We start from the raw sequence: 13,805 nt of genomic DNA, 5'->3' as shown, positions 1-13,805 counted from the left end.
GGACCCCCTTCCTCACAGCGCCGTCTCGTCGGTCTCGCCGGTGCGGATCCGCACGGCCTGGCCGACATCGAGGACGAAAATCTTGCCGTCACCGATCGCGCCGGTGCTCGCGGCTGCCTGGATCGCCTCGACCGCGCGGTCGACGATGTCGGCACCGCAGGCGATCTCGAGCTTGATCTTGGGCACCATGTTGGTGCTGTACTCGGCGCCGCGGTAAATCTCGGTCTGGCCCTTCTGGCGGCCGAACCCCTTGACCTCGGTCACGGTCATGCCGGTCACGCCGACGCTGGTCAGCGCCTCGCGCACCTCGTCGAGCTTGAACGGTTTGATTATGGCGATGATGAGCTTCATTTCGCCCCCTCTTGGCGGTTAACCCGGGGACCTCTCCGCAAATGCCGTGCCAGACGCAGGATCACGCGATTCCGCGGGCCGAAGCGCAATCAAATGTTACCGAGGTGTAAATTTTTGTGCAGTTGCGAAAGGGTGCTTAAAAATCAGGCAGGATTTTCGAGCAATTTTCGGGCCGCCGCGAAATCCTCGTCGTCGACCAGCACGCGCACCGGGATCAGCAGCCAGCTGCCGTCGGCAATGCTGGCCCCGGCATCGAACACGAAGCTGGGAATACCTTCCGCCTCAAGCCGTCCCTGGACCATGAACGCCTCCTGCCGATCGAAGCGGCCGAGTTCGACCAGCGCCATCAGACGCGCCGCGGCTTTCCGGCCACGCCCAGCCCGCAATCGAGCGCCGGCCGGTCCCAGGCGGCGAGATCGGCGGCGGCTTCATAGGTCGATTGCAGGAACGCCATCAGCGCCGCCTCGGGATCGGCGGCAGTGCGCACCGCGTCATAGTCGAGCACGAACTCCCCCAGCGCCGGGTCGAACCGCGCCGCCTCGGGCTGGACAGCGGTATCGCCGAACCCCGCGGGCGCCGGATAGGCATAGGAATAGAAGGCGGGTCGCGGATAGGCGTCGCTGCCCGGCCAGAAGCCGGCGCTCGATACCTCATGGCTATAGGCTTCGCGCGTTACGGCGTCAGGCAGGCCGGGGACGCCGCCAGGATGCAGCGGCGCGCGGCGGCCCGAGAAGCGCGTCACCGCCAGGTCGAAGCTGCCCCAGAAGAAATGCACCGGGCTGCACTTGCCCAGAAAGGCGGTGCGGAAATGCTTGAAGACATGATCGATGCGGACCAGCGCGGCATGGAACGCCTCGACCGCGGCGCGATCATAGGGCCGCACGGCGTGATCGTCGGGGAAGCGCACCGGATCGGGCATCTCATTGGGCAAAGTGACGATCTTCACCGACACGCCCAGCTCGGCGAGCGCCGCCATCACCGCTGCGTAGAAATCGGCAATGGTGCCTTCGCACAGCGGCAGTGTCCGCGACTCCCCGGTGGTGCAGGCGAGGCGCAGCGTGTGCGTCTGGAAGTCGAAATCGATCTCGAACGTGCCGCTGCCGAACGGGATCGGCGAGCTGCCCAAGCCGCGCGGCGTGACATAGAGCGGCACGTGCCAGCCATGGTTGAGCCACGGGGTCAGCGCGATGCGGACCTTGCCGACGATCTGGGTCATCAGCTGGAGGTGCACCGCGGTGCCGCGCCAGGCGGACCAGTCTAGCTCGGGCCAGTTTTGGGTCATCGCGCAGCATTACCCCGCCAATGTTTCAGCGGATATAGCCGGTCTCACGCAGAAAGCCTTGCAGCTGGGGCAGGAAGGGCGTGCGCCCGAGCTGCGGATGGGGCTCGTAATGCGCGGCGACGAAGCGCCACGCGGCGTCGAAGCGGCCGAGGATCGCGGCATCGGCGGCATAGGCAGCGCAGGCGCCGTTGCGATCGATGTCGCGGGATCCGCAGGCCTTTTTCCGCTCCGCCATGTCGGCCTCGAACAGATACGCCACGGCATGGTCGCGCGAGATATCGACGACCTGGCCGTTGCGGATCGTGAAGACCAGCGGCGGACGCGGCGTGCACGCGTTGCAGCCGAACTGCGAATCGAAGCGGCCGTCGCTCAGCAGGAAATCGACCATGCCGTCGCCCGACAGGTCGGTCAGCGTGCCGGCGAGCGCGCCCTGCACGCGGTCTGGCAAGCCGATCTCCCGATAGCCCTCGCCTTCGGGAAGCAACAACTGGATCCATAGGTCGCCGCCCGATCCACCCGAATCGTTCGCGATCACCACCCCGGGGCGCGCGGCATCGCGGCCGAACCGGACCACGGCGACATGATAATAGGAAGCCTGATCGCGGCTCAGCACATGGACGGGGGCAATGCCGGGCGCCGTCACCACCAGCGCTGCCTGATTGTTCACCTTGTCGAAGCGACACCCTTCGGTCTGCGGCGGCGTGTCGCAGGGTGCCGGCGCGATCTCGATGCGAACCCCATCCGAGGTCCAGGCGGTCCTGCCGTCCGCGGGCTTCCAGAAGCGCGCCGCGCCCGGTTCGACCACGGGTTCCGGCGCTGCGAGCGCGGGGATTGCGGCAAACAGGGCGAGGGCGGCCAGCGGGATCTTCATCGCACGAATCCGGAAAGAGGCGAGCGAAGCCTATGCCCCGCTTATCCCCCCGTCTACCGGCTAAAGCACACGCTTCGTCGCTACTCCGCGGGGGCTTCGTCCGCCTCGCGCTCCTGCGCCTGGCGGGTCCACATCTCGGCATAGAGGCCGTTCTGGCGGAGCAGCTCGGTATGCGTGCCCTGTTCGGCGACGCGCCCGGCTTCGAGCACGACGATACGGTCGGCATGGACCACGGTCGACAGCCGATGCGCGATGACGATGGTGGTGCGGCCGCGCTCGATCGCCTCCAGCGTCGCCTGGATATCGGCCTCGGTGCGGCTGTCGAGCGCGCTGGTCGCCTCGTCGAGGATCAGGATCGGCGGGTTCTTGACCAGCGTCCGCGCAATCGCGACGCGCTGCTTCTCGCCGCCCGAAAGCTTCAAGCCACGCTCGCCGACGCGGGTGTCGAAGCCTTGCGGCAGCGCCTGGATGAACCCGGCGATCGACGCCCCGCGCGCGGCTGCGGCGATCTCCTCCGGGCCCGCGCCCTCGCGGCCATAGGCGATGTTGTAGCCGATCGTGTCGTTGAACAGCACGGTATCCTGCGGCACGATCCCGATGGCGGCGCGCAAGCTCGCCTGAGTCACCTGGCGAATGTCCTGCCCGTCGATCGTGATGCCGCCGCCGGTGACGTCGTAGAAACGGTACATCAGCCGCGCCAGCGTCGACTTGCCGGCGCCCGAGGGCCCGACCACCGCCACGGTGCTGCCCGCCGGGATGTCGAGCGTCACGCCCTTCAGGATCTCGCGATCGGGATCATAGGCGAAATGCACGTCGTCGAAGCGGATATGCCCGCTGCCCACGGCGAGCGGCTGGGCGCCTGGCGCGTCGAGCACTTCGGCATGGGTGTCGATCAGGTCGAACATGCTGCCCATGTCGATCACGCCCTGGCGGATCGTGCGATAGACCCAGCCGAGCATGTCGAGCGGCCGGAAAAGCTGGGCGAGCAGCGTCGAGACGAGGACCACGTCGCCCGCGGTGAAGCGTCCCGAACTCCAGCCGAACACGACCAGCGCCATGCCGCCGCCAAGCATCACATTGGTGATCAGCGCCTGGCCGATGTTGAGCCAGGCGAGCGAGTTCTCGCTGGTCACCGCCGCGTTCATGTACGCCGTCATCGCCTTGTCGTAGCGCGCGCTTTCGCGGGCCTCGGCGTTGAAATATTTGACCGTTTCGAAGTTGAGCAGCGAATCGACCGCGTGCGCCACGGCGCCGGTATCGAGGTCGTTCATCTGCTCGCGCAGCTTGGCCCGCCAGTCGGTCACCCAGCGGGTGAAAGCGATATAGCCCACGACCATCGCTACCGTGCCGATCACCAGCCAATGGCCGAAGCGCGTCCAGAAGATCCCGATCACCATACCGAGCTCGAGGATCGTCGGCGCGATGTTGAACAGCAGGAAATAGAGCATCGTGTCGATGCTCTTGGTGCCGCGTTCGACCACCTTGGAAATCGCGCCGGTGCGCCGCTCAAGATGGAAGCGCAGGCTGAGCTTGTGGAGATGGCGGAACACGTCCGAAGCCAGTCGCCGTGTCGCATCCTGGCCGACGCGCTCGAACACCGCGTTGCGCAGATTGTCGAAGATCACGCTGCCCAGGCGCGCCGCGGCATAGCCGGTGACCAGCGCGATCACGAGCCACACGCCGTCGCGCGATCCGCTCGCCATCCGGTCGATCGCGCCCTGCAGCGCGAACGGCGCGCCATAGACCTGGACGAGCTTCGAGATCAGCACGAATACCAGCGCGATCACGATGCGCGCGCGCAGGCCCGGCAATTCCTTGGGCCACAAATAGGGCAGGAAGCGCTTGAGCGTCGCGAACAGCGGCCGCTCGGAGGAGGATTTAGACGTTGCGGGAGGCATCAAGCCCGATTTGGGACGCCGGGCGCTGCAATGCAACGTTTTGGCGGAACGGCGGGCGGCGCACTTCGTTTTAATCGCGAAGGGACGCGATATGGATCAGGTTCTCTACGTGCTGGCGATCATGGGCTGCGGCGACAATTCAATGGCGTGCCAGCAGGCCCGCGTCGAGCCCGCCCGCTACACTTCGATCCAGGCGTGCCAGGAAGCGATGCCCGCCGCGCTCGGCCGCAATACCGACATCGATTATCCGGTGATCACCGCCGCCTGCCGCCGCCAGGGCAACGAAATGGTCCAGGCCAAGCCGGCGAACCCGCGCGGCTAATCAGCGCGGCCGCGTCCATAGGTCCGAAGGCCGTTCGGTCCGCGCATAGAGTTCACGCCGCCGCGCGGCCTGGCCATAAGCCCGGAAGATCCAGCCCAGTTTCTCCGATCCGGAGGTGGTGACTCGCTTCTCCAGCGTGTCGCCCCGCGCCACCTTGCGCGCGATATCGCCATAGATCCCCGCCGCGGCGAGCACCGCCCAGGCCGATCGCAGCGACAGCGCCGGAGTGCCGCCGCGCGCGCTCGCCTCATAGCGTTCGGCCAGCGCCGCCAGCCGGTGCGCCACCGCCAGCGGGTCGCCATCCGCCTCGGCGAGCCAGTCGGCGGGCAAATAACAGCGCCCTATCGCCGCATCCTCGGCCACGTCGCGCGAAACATTGGCGAGCTGGAACGCGATGCCCAGGTCGCAGGCGCGGTCGAGCACGGCGTCCTCGTCGGGCCGCACCCCCATCACCACTGCCATCATGCAGCCGACCGCGCCGGCGACATGATAGCAATACCGGAGCAAATCCTCGATCGACTGGGGCCGCCAGCCCGCCGCGTCGAGCGCAAAGCCCTCGACCAGATCCCATATCAACCGGTGCGGCATCGCCGTCTCTGCCGCCACGATGCGCAGAGCGTCGAACGCCGGATCGCCGACCCATTTGCCGTCCAGCGCCGCCTGGGTGCGTGTCCGGATCGTCTCCAGCCGCGCGGCGGGATCGTCCACCGCCTCCGACGCAAAGCCCAGTTCCTGCCCGTCGGCGAGATCGTCGCAGGCGCGGCACCAGGCATAGAGCAGCCAGGCACGTTCGCGGGTCTCGCGGTCGAACAGCCTGCTCGCCGCGGCAAAGCTCTTCGACCCGCGCGCGATCGTCTCGCCCGCCGTCGCGACGATTGCGTCGCGCGTAGGCAGCGCGCTGCTCAGAGGTCCTCGCGCTTCATCTGGATGATCGGCACTGCCGGTTCGAACGCCGCCATCTGGTCGAGCAGCCCGTCGAGCGTGTCGTCGATCAGCAGCAGCCCTTGATGCTGCGGCCGCAGGAAGCCAACCGTCCCCATATGCTGCCAGAAGTCGATCAACTTGTCGTAATAGCCGGCGATGTTGAGCAGCCCGATCGGGTCCTTGTGATAGCCCAGCTGCGCCCAGCTCAGCGCCTCCCACAATTCATCCATCGTGCCGGTGCCGCCGGGCAGGTTGACGAAGCCGTCGGCCAGCTCGGTGAAGCGCGCCTTGCGCTCGTGCATCGTGTCGACGACGTGGAGCTCGGTGAGTCCGCGATGCGCGACTTCGGCATTGACCAGCGCGGTCGGAATCACCCCGATCACTTCGCCGCCGGCTTCCAGCGCCGAATCCGCCACAGCGCCCATCAGCCCCAGCTTGCCGCCGCCATAGACCACGCCGATGCCGCGCTCGGCCAGAGTGCGGCCGACGGTGCGCGCCGCTTCGATATAGACCGTGTCGGCCGGGCTCGCCGATCCGCAATAGACTGCCAGCCGCTTCACCGGCCGTCCCCCAGCATCAGCGCCGCGGTCGCTTTGGCGCTGCCGACCACGCCGGGAATGCCCGCGCCCGGATGCGTGCCCGCGCCGACGAAATAGAGGTTCGAAATCGCCTCGTCGCGATTGTGCGCGCGGAACCAGGCGCTCTGGGTAAGGATCGGCTCGAGGCTGAAGCCCGAGCCCAGATGCGCGCGCAGATCGGTCTGGAAGTCGGGCGGCGCATAGGAGAATTTGGTCACGATACGGTCCTTGAGGTCGGGGATCAGCCGGCGGCCGACTTCGGCGAGGATGCGCGCTTCGAGCACCGGGCCGACTTCGCTCCAGTCGGCGGGGAACTTGCCCAGATGCGGCACCGGCGCAAGCGCATAGAAGCTCGAATGCCCCTCGGGCGCCATCGACGGGTCGGTGGCGGTGGGATGGTGGAGATAGAGCGAGAAATCCTCGCTGAGCACACCATGGTCGTACAGATCCTCGAGCAGCCCCTGGTAGCGCGGGCCGAACAGGATCGAATGGTGCGGAATATCGGGAAACGTCCCGCGCACCCCGAAATGGACGACGAACAGCGAGGGCGAGAAGCGCTTCTTCTCGAGCGACGCCGCGGTGCGCTGCGCGCTGCGCGAGCCTTTGAGCAGGTGGCGATAGCTGTGGACGATATCGGCGTTGCTCGCCACGGCATCGGCGGCGAGCTCGACTCCGCTCTCGGTGCGCACCCCGGTGACGCGGTCGCCCAGCGTGTCGATCGCGGCGACCGGATCGCCCAGCCGCAGCACGCCGCCCAGCCGCTCGAAATGCTTGACCATCCCGGCGACCAGCTTGTTGGTGCCCCCGCGGGCGAACCAGACGCCGCCTTCGCGCTCGAGGCTGTGGATCAGCGCGTAGATCGAGCTCGTCGTCATCGGATTGCCGCCGACGAGCAACGTGTGGAACGACAGCGCCTGGCGCAATTTCTCGTTCTTCACATATTTTGAGACGATCGAGTAGACCGACCGCCACGCCTGGTATTTGGCCAGCGCCGGCGCCGCCTTGAGCATCGACTTGAAGTCGAGAAACGCGACATGGCCGAGCTTGACATAGCCCTCCTCGTACACGCCTTCGGAATAGCGCAGGAAGCGACGATAGCCGGCGACGTCCTCGGGATTGAGCCGGGCGATCTCGGCGCCGAGCACGGCATCGTCGTTCGAATAGTCGAAGCGCGTCCCGTCGGGCCAAGACAGGCGATAGAAGGGCGAGATCGGCAACAGGTCGACATCTTCGGAGATGTCGTGCCCCGAAAGCCGCCACAGCTCCTTGAGCGAGTCCGGGGCGGTGATCACCGTCGGCCCGCCATCGAAGACGAAGCCGTCCTTCTCCCAATAATAGGCCCGCCCGCCGGGCTTGTCGCGCGCCTCGACGATCGTCGTGTCCACGCCTGCCGATTGCAGGCGGATCGCGAGCGCCAGCCCGCCAAACCCTGCGCCGATGACCACCGCGCGCTTCATGTGCTCGCCCCCATTGCCTTGAGTGCCCGGCCGATCGGAATCGGCGGTCGCCCGCTCAGAATCCGCAATTTGTCGGGCAACGTCGATTGTGCTGCGTAGAATCGCCCGACCAGACGTGGGTCGAGCGTGTAGAAACGTTCGAGCACGCGATAGCGTTGCTCGGGTTCGGCAGCCTTGAACAACATTGCCGCCAGCATCCGATAGAAACGCCGCTTGCGCCAGAGCGCGTGTGCATGGCCGTGGAGCAGGTCGTGCAGCGCCGTGCCGTCGAACGACGGCGCCTTGGTCACCAGCATCGCGGTGCGCACGGCGTCGGGCAGCGAATAACCGGTGAGCGGATGGAACAAGGCGGCGCGCATCCCTGCCTTGGCGACGCCTTCGCCCCCCGCCCGCCAGTGCGCCTCGAAGTCGCCGCCCATCGCCACCGGCAGGGCGCCCGCCTCCTCGCGCACCGTCTCGGTCACGCGCCAGCCTTTCTGCTGCGCATAGGCATCGATCCGCGCGCCCAGCGCCGCGGCGTCGATCTCGGGGGTGTCGCTGTAATAGGTGTCTTCGAGGAAGATGTGCTCGGCGGCCAGCGGCAGCGCATAGACGAAGCGATAGCCGTCGCTCTGCTCGACGGTCGCGTCCATCACCACTGGCCGGTCGACGCCATGCGCCTGCGTCAGCGCGAGCTCGCGGCCGAGGAATTTCTGCCAGCCCAGGTCGAGCGCCGAAAGATCGCCGGCGCCGCGGCAGTCGATCACGCCACGCGCCTCGATCCAGCTGCCATCGGCCATCGCCACCTCCTTGGGGGTGACCTCGGCCACGTCGCGCCCCAGCATCAGCGCGCCGAGGCCCAGCTGGTCGCGCAGGATCCGGTCGAAGTCGCGCGATTCGATCGAGTGGTAATATTCGTCGAGCGTGCGCGCGTGGCCGGGAAAGGCGACGTCGTAGCGCGTCCAGCTATGCCCGATCAGCGGCGCGACCAGCCAGCGGTCGGCAGGGGCCACGTCGCTGCCGAAGAACGACCAGAGATGGTTGCCGCCCAGGCTGTCGCCGCGCTCGATCAGCCGCACGTCGCAATCGGGGCGCTTGTGCTTGAGGGCGAGCGCGATCAGCCCACCGGCAAGTCCGCCGCCCACGATGGCGAGGTCGCATTGGATCGTGGCGGACATGGGCGGGGCCTAGCCCAGCCGCCGGCCGCGTTCCAACAAAAACCCTCCCCGGCAGCGCCAGGGAGGGCAGGGTGGTGGGAGCAGGGGTCTGACCCGGCTCCGGAAGCTCAGGCGGCCTTGAGCAGCGGCCACTCCTGCGCCATCGCCCGCGCCACCGAGGGGCGCGCGCGCAGCCGCGTGCGATAGGCGAGCAGCGCCGGCCAGTCGGCGATCGCCACGCCCGCGGATTCGCACCAGTTGAGCACGGCAAGCAGATAGGCGTCGGCGACGGTGAACCGGTCCTCGAGGAATTCGCGTCCCTCCAGATGGCGTGAGAGCAGGTCGAAGGGCAACGCCACCCGCGCCAGCGCCGCGGCGCGCTCCTCCGGGCCCGCCTTCTTGCCGAGCAGCGGGCTGAACACCGATTTGTGCAACTCGGTGCCGGTGAAGTTGAGCCAGGCCAGCATCCGGTAATGCGCCTCGGAAAAGCCGGTGAAGCTCAGCGCGCCCTCGGGCGCCAGCTCGGCGATATAGGTCAGGATCGCCGGCCCCTCGGTCAGCGTGAAGCCCGATACGGTCTCGATCGCCGGCACATAGCCCATCGGGCTCACCTCGCGGAAATCGCGCCCGTCGGGCAGCCGGCCATCCTCGTCCACCAATATATATTCGGCATCGAGTCCAGCCTCTTCCAGCGCGATCCGCGCGGCGAGCGAGCAGGCAAAGGGACGAAAATAGAGTTGCATAAGACCTCCCGTTGATTTCTATACGGTCTCGCATAATAATAAGGCGGTCAAGAATTATTTGCGAGTTCGCACAGAATGGCAGCGGCACGGGGACGGCCCCGCAGCTTCGATCCGGACGAGGCACTGAAGCGCGCGACGGAGCGTTTTCGTACGCATGGCTATTCGGGCACCTCGCTCGACGATTTGTCGGCGGCGACCGGGCTCGCCCGGCCCAGCCTCGCCGCCGCGTTCGGCGACAAGCGCGCGCTTTATATCGCCGCGATCGATCGGCTGGCGGGGCGGGTCGAGCGCCAGCTGCTCCGCCTCGGCGAACTCGGCCTGCCGCTGCGCGCGGTGGTCGAGCGCATGCTGTTCGGCGGCATCGACTTGTACCTTACCGGCAGCGAAGGCCCCGAAGGCTGTCTGATCCTCAACACCGCCTCTACCCAGGCCGCCGCCGATCCGGAGGTGCGCGATCGGCTGACGGCGTTCCTCGCGATGGAAGATGCGCGGATCACCGAGCTGCTCGCCGCCGCCGGCAGCCCCATGCCTGAAACGCACGGCCGGATCGTCGCCGCCGTGCTCCATTCGCTCAGCGTCCGCGCCCGCGGCGGCACGCCGCGGGCGGAGCTCGAACAGGTCGCGCGCGACTGTGTCGATCTTGTCGCGGGGCCGGCCGCCGGCTGAGCCATTGCCCCGCGCGCGCGGCTGTGAAACCATCGCCGCGATGTTCGCACTGCTTCTCCCGCTCGCGGCGCAGGCCGATCTGCCGCCCGCGCCCATTCCTTCCGTCGTTGCCGCCGCGCCCGATGCCGCGGGCTTCGTGCCCCAGGGTTGGCGGCTGGAGATGCAGTCGTCGGGCGACCTGAATGCCGATGGCCGCGCCGATCTCGCGGTGCTGCTGCGCGGAGACGATCCCGCGCTCCGCCTCGCCCGGAATATGTGCGACGATCCGTTCGACACCAATCCGCGCATCCTCGTCATCGCGCTCGCTGCCCCCGGCGGCGGCTATCGCCGCGTCGTTGCCAATTCCCGGCTGATCCCGCGGCGCGAAAATCCGTGCGAAGTGGACTGGATCGAAGACGGCGCGCTCGGCATCGGCCGCGGCGGCGTCTCGCTCCATCTATCGCGGATGATGAGCATGGGCGGCTGGGCGGCAGGCACCACGCGCTTCACCTTTCGCTGGCGGGACAATGCGCTGCGCCTGATCGGCTGGGACTATAGCTATGTCGCGCGCAATTCGGGCGAGACCGCCGGGATCAGCATCAACTATCTCACGCGCAAAGTCCGCACCGAGACCGGGCGGATCGATGAAGACCAGGGCAAGGTAAGCTGGTCGACGCTGGCTCCGGCGCCGCTCCCGACGATCGACGAGATCGGCGACGGCCTGGAATTCGATCCCGGCAAGCGCATCGAGAAACTGCCATGACGCGCCCGCCGATTCGCATCCCGCGGAACGCCGCGCTGGCGGCGCTGCTGGTCGCGGCGCTGTTCGCCGCGATCCTGTTGGCGATGCACCGCCCGCCGATCTGTCCGTGCGGCACGATCAAGCTGTGGCACGGCAACGTCAATTCCAGCGAGAATAGCCAGCACCTCGCCGATTGGTACAGCTTCAGCCATGTCATCCACGGCTTCCTGTTCTACGCCGCCGCGCATTTCCTGCTCCGCGGCCGCGCCCGCGGCTGGGCACTGCCGTTCGCCGTGACGATCGAAGGCTGTTGGGAGCTGCTCGAAAACTCGCCGATCATCATCAATCGCTATCGCGAGGCGACGATGGCACTCGGCTATTCGGGCAATTCGATCGTCAATTCGCTGTCGGACATCGCCTGGATGAGCGTCGGCTTCTGGCTCGCCTCGCGCCTCCCCGCCTCGGCGACGATCGTCCTCGCGCTCGGCTTCGAACTCTTCACTCTCGCAATGATCCGAGACAACCTCACGCTCAACGTCCTGATGCTCGCCTGGCCGATCGACGCAATCAAGGTCTGGCAGGGCGCGTGACCTGACCCCGGTGCGGGTGTAGGGGGAAGGGCGTGGCCATCCTTCTCCTTTCCGCGCTGGCGATGACGCTGATCGTCGGGGTGCGCTATCTGCTGACTTCGGCTGGGTTTGCGCTGCTCACCCGCGCGCGCCATCCCGGACTCTATGCCGGGCTCGATCGGCAGATGCGCCGCGAGATCGGCTGGAGCCTGGCCTCGGCGGCGATCTATGGCATCCCCGCCGGGGTGGTCGCCTGGGGCTGGCAGAATCGCGGCTGGACGGCGATCTACAGCGACGTCCATGCGATGCCGCTCTGGTATCTGCCGCTATCGGTGCTGCTCTATCTCGTCGCGCACGATGCCTGGTTCTATTGGACGCATCGCTGGATGCATGTCCCCAAATGGTTTCGCATCGCGCATGCCGTCCACCATGCCAGCCGCCCGCCGACGGCCTGGGCGGCGATGAGCTTCCATCCGATCGAGGCGCTCACCGGCGCTGTGGTAATTCCGCTACTGGTCTTCGCGATTCCGATCCATGTCGGCGCACTTGGGGTGGTGCTCGCGATCATGACGCTTATGGGGGTCACCAATCACATGGGCTGGGAGATGTTTCCGCGGTTTCTGCATCGCGGGCCCATCGGTGCGTGGCTGATCACCGCGAGCCATCACCAGCGGCACCACCAGCTCTACGGATGCAATTATGGCCTTTATTTCCGTTTTTGGGACCGGCTGTGCGGCACCGATCAGGGCTTGGGCGATTTCGCGCCGCGCCGGCGCGCTGGGCCTGCTCGCGCCGATCGCGCTGCTGACGGGAATGGCGCCGCCGCCGATCGCCGGGGCGCTTGAGATCGACTTTACCGGACTGCGCTCGGCCAAGGGGGTGTTGCAGATCTGCCTCACCCGCGATCCCAGCGACTTTCCCGATTGCCGCAATGCCGCAAGCGCGATCAAGCGTACCGTGTCCGCCGCCCATCCGCGGCTGCGCATCGAGGGGCTTGCGCCCGGCGACTATGCGCTTGCGGTAATCCACGATGCCAATGGCAATGCCAGGCTCGATACGATGCTCGGCATCCCGCGCGAAGGCTTCGGCTTCTCGCGCAATCCGGCGATCCGCTTCGGCCCGCCGCGCTTTTCGGCGGCGCGTTTCGCGCTCGGCACTGATGCGCAAATACAACAGGTTCGGATTCGCTACTTACTCTAGGAACCCCGTGCCCGAGGCAGCGTTTCGCGGCTGCAACATTCACGGGAACGAATTCATGTATCTGCGTATCCTCGCCGCTCCGGCGCTCCTCCTCGTCGCCGCTCCGGCCTTCGCGCAGGACTCCGATCCCGCGCCGACTTCGGTCGAAACCGAGTCCGCCCCCGATCGCGGCGGCAATTTCGCGATCGTCGGCGCCGGCGCCGGCTATCTGCCCGATTATGAGGGCTCGAACGATTATCGCTTCGTGCCCGTCCCCGGCCTGGCCGGACGCCTTGGCGGGTTCAACTTCCAGCTCATCGGCAACCGCGCCAGCATCGACTTGATCGACGACGGCACCGGCCCCGGCTGGGACATCCAGGCCGGCCCGGTCGCCGTAGTCAATTTCAACCGCAGCAGCACCAAGAGCATCGACGACGTGCGGGTCAAGGCGCTCGGCAAGATCGACACCGCGCTGGAAGCCGGCGCCTATTTCGGCATCGGCCGCGTCGGCGTGATCACCAGCGAGTATGACCGTCTCTCGGTCAGCGTCAGCTATCGCCACGATGTCGGCAGCGTGCACGATGCGGGCATCTTCACCCCTTCGGTCAGCTACATGACGCCGCTGAGCCGCAAGGCCGCAGTCACCCTGTTCGGCTCGGCCGAGCGCGCCGAGAAGGGCTATGCCCAGACCTATTTCGGCGTCACCCCCACCGGTTCGGCGGCAAGCGGCCTGGCGGTCTACAGCCCCGGCGGCGGCTGGAAGAGCTGGACCGCGGGCATCGGCGGCGCGATGTCGATCACCGGCGATCTCACCCATGGCCTGCAGCTGGTCGGCGGTGCCACCTATCGCCGCCTGCTCAACGACTTCGCCGATTCGCCGCTCGTCAGCGACGCCGGCTCGAAGAGCCAGTGGATGGGTGTGGTCGGCCTCGCCTTCTCCTTCTAAGCGCAGCGGCGGCGGGGCTTCCGCTCCGCCGCCAACCTGCTACAACGCGCCCATCCCCGGGGGAGCGCTTCATCCGCGCTTGAGAGGAGGGCAGGAGCCCTCGACCCGCTGAACCTGATCCGGCTGACACCGGCGTAGGGAGGGAGCGGCGCCTTACCCGCG

The 13,805-nt window shown here is 67.2% G+C and carries 17 protein-coding genes and 1 riboswitch; of the genes, 7 read left to right on the top strand and 10 right to left on the bottom strand.

Annotated elements, in window-relative coordinates:
• Nucleotides 1-12: 12 nt before the first annotated feature.
• The 5 genes from AB2M62_RS17305 to AB2M62_RS17285 all read right to left on the bottom strand — a co-directional run bounded on the left by AB2M62_RS17305 (nt 13) and on the right by AB2M62_RS17285 (nt 4,402).
• The gene (locus AB2M62_RS17305; RefSeq protein ID WP_404335779.1) at nt 13-351 is read right to left on the bottom strand and encodes a P-II family nitrogen regulator; all 339 of its coding nucleotides are present in this window, start codon (nt 349-351) and stop codon (nt 13-15) included.
• A gap of 143 nt (nt 352-494) precedes the next feature.
• Nucleotides 495-698 (bottom strand): DUF2007 domain-containing protein, encoded by a 204-nt coding sequence (locus AB2M62_RS17300; RefSeq protein ID WP_404335778.1) that lies wholly within the window; start codon nt 696-698, stop codon nt 495-497.
• Nucleotides 698-1,633 (bottom strand): DUF5996 family protein, encoded by a 936-nt coding sequence (locus AB2M62_RS17295; RefSeq protein WP_404335776.1) that lies wholly within the window; start codon nt 1,631-1,633, stop codon nt 698-700. Before AB2M62_RS17295 ends, AB2M62_RS17300 begins: the two co-directional genes overlap by 1 nt.
• A 25-nt stretch (nt 1,634-1,658) precedes the next feature.
• Complete coding sequence (locus AB2M62_RS17290) at nt 1,659-2,504, bottom strand: hypothetical protein (RefSeq protein WP_404335775.1); 846 nt, start codon at nt 2,502-2,504, stop codon at nt 1,659-1,661.
• Between the two features lie 80 nt (nt 2,505-2,584).
• Nucleotides 2,585-4,402 (bottom strand): ABCB family ABC transporter ATP-binding protein/permease, encoded by a 1,818-nt coding sequence (locus AB2M62_RS17285; protein ID WP_404335774.1) that lies wholly within the window; start codon nt 4,400-4,402, stop codon nt 2,585-2,587.
• Nucleotides 4,403-4,493: 91 nt separating this feature from the next.
• Between AB2M62_RS17285 and AB2M62_RS17280 the strand changes: the two genes are divergently transcribed.
• Nucleotides 4,494-4,724: a hypothetical protein gene (locus AB2M62_RS17280; RefSeq protein ID WP_404335773.1), complete on the top strand. Its 231-nt coding sequence runs from the start codon at nt 4,494-4,496 to the stop codon at nt 4,722-4,724.
• On the opposite strand, the gene AB2M62_RS17275 is transcribed toward AB2M62_RS17280, so the two are convergent.
• From AB2M62_RS17275 to AB2M62_RS17255, 5 genes are all read right to left on the bottom strand, one after another.
• On the bottom strand, nt 4,725-5,630 hold the full coding sequence (locus AB2M62_RS17275; protein ID WP_404340003.1) for a phytoene/squalene synthase family protein: 906 nt from the start codon (nt 5,628-5,630) through the stop codon (nt 4,725-4,727).
• Complete coding sequence (locus AB2M62_RS17270; protein ID WP_404335772.1) at nt 5,627-6,208, bottom strand: TIGR00730 family Rossman fold protein; 582 nt, start codon at nt 6,206-6,208, stop codon at nt 5,627-5,629. Before AB2M62_RS17270 ends, AB2M62_RS17275 begins: the two co-directional genes overlap by 4 nt.
• Nucleotides 6,205-7,683, bottom strand: coding sequence for a phytoene desaturase (locus AB2M62_RS17265; RefSeq protein ID WP_404335771.1), 1,479 nt, complete (start codon nt 7,681-7,683; stop codon nt 6,205-6,207). The genes AB2M62_RS17270 and AB2M62_RS17265 overlap by 4 nt, the downstream gene beginning before the upstream one ends.
• Entirely contained in the window at nt 7,680-8,840 is a 1,161-nt protein-coding gene (gene crtY / locus AB2M62_RS17260; protein WP_404335770.1) for a lycopene beta-cyclase CrtY, read from the bottom strand. Before crtY ends, AB2M62_RS17265 begins: the two co-directional genes overlap by 4 nt.
• 107 nt (nt 8,841-8,947) lie before the next feature.
• Complete coding sequence (locus AB2M62_RS17255) at nt 8,948-9,562, bottom strand: glutathione binding-like protein (protein ID WP_404335769.1); 615 nt, start codon at nt 9,560-9,562, stop codon at nt 8,948-8,950.
• Nucleotides 9,563-9,637: 75 nt separating this feature from the next.
• On the opposite strand from AB2M62_RS17255, the gene AB2M62_RS17250 reads away from it, so the two are divergent.
• The 6 genes from AB2M62_RS17250 to AB2M62_RS17225 all read left to right on the top strand — a co-directional run bounded on the left by AB2M62_RS17250 (nt 9,638) and on the right by AB2M62_RS17225 (nt 13,643).
• Entirely contained in the window at nt 9,638-10,228 is a 591-nt protein-coding gene (locus tag AB2M62_RS17250) for a TetR/AcrR family transcriptional regulator (RefSeq protein ID WP_404335768.1), read from the top strand.
• A gap of 40 nt (nt 10,229-10,268) precedes the next feature.
• On the top strand, nt 10,269-10,970 hold the full coding sequence (locus AB2M62_RS17245; protein ID WP_404335767.1) for a hypothetical protein: 702 nt from the start codon (nt 10,269-10,271) through the stop codon (nt 10,968-10,970).
• Complete coding sequence (locus tag AB2M62_RS17240) at nt 10,967-11,539, top strand: DUF2585 domain-containing protein (RefSeq protein ID WP_404335766.1); 573 nt, start codon at nt 10,967-10,969, stop codon at nt 11,537-11,539. Before AB2M62_RS17245 ends, AB2M62_RS17240 begins: the two co-directional genes overlap by 4 nt.
• A 62-nt stretch (nt 11,540-11,601) precedes the next feature.
• Nucleotides 11,602-12,363 carry a sterol desaturase family protein gene (locus AB2M62_RS17235; protein WP_404340001.1) on the top strand — a complete coding sequence of 254 codons (762 nt, stop codon included), beginning with the start codon at nt 11,602-11,604 and terminating at the stop codon, nt 12,361-12,363.
• Nucleotides 12,332-12,718, top strand: a complete 387-nt coding sequence (locus tag AB2M62_RS17230; protein WP_404335765.1) for a DUF2141 domain-containing protein — start codon at nt 12,332-12,334, stop codon at nt 12,716-12,718. Before AB2M62_RS17235 ends, AB2M62_RS17230 begins: the two co-directional genes overlap by 32 nt.
• Nucleotides 12,719-12,773: 55 nt before the next feature.
• Complete coding sequence (locus tag AB2M62_RS17225; protein ID WP_404335764.1) at nt 12,774-13,643, top strand: MipA/OmpV family protein; 870 nt, start codon at nt 12,774-12,776, stop codon at nt 13,641-13,643.
• A gap of 53 nt (nt 13,644-13,696) precedes the next feature.
• Nucleotides 13,697-13,788, top strand: a riboswitch (TPP riboswitch).
• Nucleotides 13,789-13,805: the final 17 nt, after the last annotated feature.

Origin of the sequence: Sphingomonas sp. MMS12-HWE2-04, from assembly GCF_044881185.1 — a bacterium.
Taxonomy (GTDB): Bacteria; Pseudomonadota; Alphaproteobacteria; order Sphingomonadales; family Sphingomonadaceae; genus Sphingomonas.
The sequence above is the reverse complement of the archived record's forward strand: the minus strand, read 5'-3'. Positions and strand labels throughout refer to the sequence as shown.

Excerpts from the sequence above, each read along its gene's own strand:
- AB2M62_RS17250 (WP_404335768.1), top strand. The coding sequence starts at position 9,638 with ATGGCAGCGGCACGGGGACGGCCCCGCAGCTTCGATCCGGACGAGGCA.
- AB2M62_RS17300 (WP_404335778.1), bottom strand. The coding sequence starts at position 698 with ATGGCGCTGGTCGAACTCGGCCGCTTCGATCGGCAGGAGGCGTTCATG.
- AB2M62_RS17290 (WP_404335775.1), bottom strand. The coding sequence starts at position 2,504 with ATGAAGATCCCGCTGGCCGCCCTCGCCCTGTTTGCCGCAATCCCCGCG.
- AB2M62_RS17245 (WP_404335767.1), top strand. The coding sequence starts at position 10,269 with ATGTTCGCACTGCTTCTCCCGCTCGCGGCGCAGGCCGATCTGCCGCCC.
- AB2M62_RS17305 (WP_404335779.1), bottom strand. The coding sequence starts at position 351 with ATGAAGCTCATCATCGCCATAATCAAACCGTTCAAGCTCGACGAGGTG.
- AB2M62_RS17240 (WP_404335766.1), top strand. The coding sequence starts at position 10,967 with ATGACGCGCCCGCCGATTCGCATCCCGCGGAACGCCGCGCTGGCGGCG.
- AB2M62_RS17225 (WP_404335764.1), top strand. The coding sequence starts at position 12,774 with ATGTATCTGCGTATCCTCGCCGCTCCGGCGCTCCTCCTCGTCGCCGCT.
- AB2M62_RS17235 (WP_404340001.1), top strand. The coding sequence starts at position 11,602 with ATGACGCTGATCGTCGGGGTGCGCTATCTGCTGACTTCGGCTGGGTTT.
- AB2M62_RS17285 (WP_404335774.1), bottom strand. The coding sequence starts at position 4,402 with ATGCCTCCCGCAACGTCTAAATCCTCCTCCGAGCGGCCGCTGTTCGCG.
- AB2M62_RS17295 (WP_404335776.1), bottom strand. The coding sequence starts at position 1,633 with ATGACCCAAAACTGGCCCGAGCTAGACTGGTCCGCCTGGCGCGGCACC.
- AB2M62_RS17230 (WP_404335765.1), top strand. The coding sequence starts at position 12,332 with ATGGCGCCGCCGCCGATCGCCGGGGCGCTTGAGATCGACTTTACCGGA.
- crtY (WP_404335770.1), bottom strand. The coding sequence starts at position 8,840 with ATGTCCGCCACGATCCAATGCGACCTCGCCATCGTGGGCGGCGGACTT.
- AB2M62_RS17255 (WP_404335769.1), bottom strand. The coding sequence starts at position 9,562 with ATGCAACTCTATTTTCGTCCCTTTGCCTGCTCGCTCGCCGCGCGGATC.
- AB2M62_RS17280 (WP_404335773.1), top strand. The coding sequence starts at position 4,494 with ATGGATCAGGTTCTCTACGTGCTGGCGATCATGGGCTGCGGCGACAAT.
- AB2M62_RS17265 (WP_404335771.1), bottom strand. The coding sequence starts at position 7,683 with ATGAAGCGCGCGGTGGTCATCGGCGCAGGGTTTGGCGGGCTGGCGCTC.